At 65.4% G+C, this 2918-nt stretch carries 4 protein-coding genes and 1 pseudogene; 3 read left to right on the forward strand and 2 right to left on the reverse strand.

Translation table 11 applies throughout. The features are described from left to right. From EOD07_RS29060 to EOD07_RS29070, 3 genes and pseudogenes are all read left to right on the forward strand, one after another. Nucleotides 1-229: pseudogene (locus EOD07_RS29060) on the forward strand (oxidoreductase); the annotation flags it as partial. Nucleotides 230-306: 77 nt separating this feature from the next. Next, nucleotides 307-540, forward strand: a complete 234-nt coding sequence (locus EOD07_RS29065; RefSeq protein WP_040979879.1) for an AbrB/MazE/SpoVT family DNA-binding domain-containing protein — start codon at nt 307-309, stop codon at nt 538-540. Continuing rightward, nucleotides 537-941 carry a type II toxin-antitoxin system VapC family toxin gene (locus EOD07_RS29070; RefSeq protein ID WP_127237798.1) on the forward strand — a complete coding sequence of 135 codons (405 nt, stop codon included), beginning with the start codon at nt 537-539 and terminating at the stop codon, nt 939-941. Before EOD07_RS29065 ends, EOD07_RS29070 begins: the two co-directional genes overlap by 4 nt. A gap of 64 nt (nt 942-1005) precedes the next feature. Here EOD07_RS29070 and EOD07_RS29075 read toward each other — a convergent pair whose 3' ends face one another. Both EOD07_RS29075 and EOD07_RS29080 read right to left on the reverse strand, forming a co-directional pair. Further along, on the reverse strand, nt 1006-2478 hold the full coding sequence (locus EOD07_RS29075; RefSeq protein WP_127237799.1) for a nucleotidyltransferase family protein: 1473 nt from the start codon (nt 2476-2478) through the stop codon (nt 1006-1008). Continuing rightward, a partial coding sequence (locus tag EOD07_RS29080; protein WP_164772637.1) for a glycosyltransferase family A protein occupies nt 2478-2918 on the reverse strand: 441 nt, incomplete at its 5' end. The genes EOD07_RS29080 and EOD07_RS29075, both read right to left, overlap by 1 nt.

Genomic DNA, 2918 nt, shown 5'->3' on the forward strand with positions numbered 1-2918 from the left:
CGGGTTCGATCTGGTGCTGACGCTGACCCGCGAACCGGCGAGGCGGCCCTCCGACTATTCCCGGCGCATCGACGCCCGCATGATGGCGCAGGCCGTCGAGCGCCTGCCGAAGGCGCCGAGGCTCGCCTATGTCTGCGGCTCGAATGCGTTCGTCTCGGCCGCCGCCGATGCCCTGATCGGGGCGGGCGTTCCGGCGGGGCTGATCCGCACCGAGCGTTACGGGGTTTGAATTGCGATTGCGAGCTGTTGAAATTCGATCCAGGAGGTAATACCTTACTTGCATCTGGTATTACCAAGGGGGCGAAGATGGCCACCACCGTTACAGCAAAAGGGCAAGTGACCATCCCGAAACCGGTCCGCGACCTGCTGGGGATCGTTCCGGGAAGCAGGGTCGATTTCAGGCGCGCTGCCGATGGAAGCGTGGTGCTGGCTCGTGTCGACAGAAAGCAACCGGCGAGCCGCTTTGCCAAGTTGCGTGGCCATGCCGGCGAGGGGCTCACGACCGACGCGATTATGGCGCTGACGCGCGGCGAAGCGTGACCCTCGTCGATACCAACGTCCTGCTCGACCTCGTTACGGACGATCCAAATTGGGCGGATTGGTCGATAGCTCAGCTTGAGGCGGCGAGCTTCAATGGACCATTGTTGATCAACGATGCGGTCTATGCCGAGCTTGCCGTTCGCTACGCCCGCATCGAGGATCTTGACGCGTTTCTCGATGCGGCCGGTCTTGAAATGGCGCCCATGCCGAGGGCAGCTCTTTTCCTTGCTGGAAAGGTATTTACGCAGTACCGCCGGTCAGGAGGACAAAAGACTGGCGTTCTGCCGGACTTCTTCATTGGTGCTCATGCTGCGGTCGGCGGGCTCCCACTTCTGACCCGCGATGTCGGCCGATATCGGACCTATTTCTCCTCCTTGAAGCTGATCACTCCGGACGCCTGAGCAGCTGCCAGGCTTCCTTCGCCGAGCCGTCGACACGGTAATCAACGCCGGCGTTCCGCCAGGCTCAGCCGGTCGGAGAAAATTTTGCCGAAACGAGCTGGAAAGGCAGCGCGCCATAGGTGGCGACCGCTTGCTCGTCGTCCCAGACGCGAAATTGCCGCGACGGCCGCGCTTCCAGCACCAGAGCCCGTCCCGTCCGGTCGAGCTTCAGCTTGCCGCGAAAGCGCAGCATTCGCTCGCCGCCCGAGCGGCTGATCGTCATCGAGCGCAGCCGGGCCACATGCCGGTCGCCTGCATTGATTTCCATCTCGATGCGTCGCCTGACCGGAGGAACGACGATGCGCACGATGAGATCGAGCATCATCTCGCTGACATCGCCCTGCGGTTCATCCAGGGTTTGCGAGAGCACGAAAGATGCCGGTTCTCCGGTTGCCTTCGCGGCCGTGGATTTGCCGCGCCACACGATGTCCGGCTCGGTCTGCTTCAGCCGGCCTTTCTTGCGCTGCAGGCGCAACTGCTTCGCAAATCCCCGCGATAACCAGATCAGCGCGCCGAAATCGGTGCGCGGCTTGGCCTGCAGGACCGATGACAGGCGCGCCGCGCCGCGCCGGTCGGCCATGTCCACCACCCTGGCCAGGACGGCTTCCGGCACCGCGATGCCGATCTCCAGCGCAAGGTAGGAAAGCGCCACCGCCGCGGCGACGGCGAGGCCGCGTTGAGCGACGATATCGAGGAATATGGTCCAGTCCACATCGCCGCCTTCGATGGCGACCGTGCAGTCGACCAGCCAGTCGCTATGCGTATGCGCGTCGAGGCCGCCATGCGCGATGGCCAAAGCGATGCGGTCGGCCGACGATGGGACGACCACGCCGACGTCGCTGAATTTGGCGGCGATCGCGCGGCGCCAGATCGCCAGGTCGTCCTCGGCATTCTGCTGCGAGCCGTCGTAGGCGAGCTGATGCAGGTCGATGTCGCCGTAATTGCCCTTGAAGAAGTTCATCGAGCGCAACGACGCCAGCCTTGCGCGCAGATATTGCGGGGAAACGCCGGTGGCGATCTGCCAGCCGCGGTCGCGCAGCACATCGAAAGCCGGCTGCATATCGCCCGGCCGCACCAGGATGTCGATGTCGTGCGCCACGCGCCCGCGCTGCGCGGCGGCATCGAGCGCGATGCGGCTGGCGCCCTTGATCAGCATCACCGTGCAGCCGGCATCGACCATCGCCGTCAAGGCCGGCTCGGCCTCGCGCATGGCCATGCGTGACTTGGTCCACAGCATCTTCTGCAAGCCGACCAGGCGCGGATAGGCGGCGTGGCCGGCAAGCTTGCGTCCGAACCTGTCGGAAATCGCGGCAAGCAGCCGGTGTTCCCGGAAAGAAACGTGGTCGATGTCGTTCTCGTCCAGCCAGCCCGTGGCGCAAAGGCGTGCCGCCTCTTCGTCGGGGAGAAGCGCTGCCTTGAGCAACTGGTCGAGCGACCCGGTCGGCCAGGACCAGCCATAGTCGGGAAAACGCGTGCCGATGCGACGAACCTTGGCCATCAGCTGGAGCTGGCTTTGCTTTGCGCCCGCCGCAGCATGGCGAGCCGCGCCACTTCCAGGTAACCGCGGTCGCGCGTCGCGTCGCGCCCATAGGACAGGCTTCCCGGCCTGATGCGCCGCAGCGCCAGGATGTCAGGCATCATGTCGAGGACAAAGCCGGCCTCGCGGGCCCGGGCGATCCAATCGATCATCTCGCCCCGGCCGCCCTGCGGGTCGACCATCGGGCCGACGCTCTCCACGGCCGCTCGGCGCATCAGCATCGTCGAGCGCGACCAGCCGGGCATCGCGGTCGGGGCCATGGCATCGGGCTCGCCGTCGCGGAAACTGCGTATATGGGTGAAGACACCGGCCGTGCCGGGAAGCCGGTCGAGATGGGCAAGCTGCGCCGCGATCTTTCCGGGCAGCCAAAGGTCGTCGGCGTCGAGCGTGGCGATGAAGGG

This window comes from Mesorhizobium sp. M2C.T.Ca.TU.002.02.1.1 (assembly GCF_003997225.1).

Bases quoted from the DNA above. Each gene is read 5' to 3' on its own strand.
- EOD07_RS29065 (WP_040979879.1), top strand. From the start codon at position 307: ATGGCCACCACCGTTACAGCAAAAGGGCAAGTGACCATCCCGAAACCG.
- EOD07_RS29075 (WP_127237799.1), bottom strand. From the start codon at position 2,478: ATGGCCAAGGTTCGTCGCATCGGCACGCGTTTTCCCGACTATGGCTGG.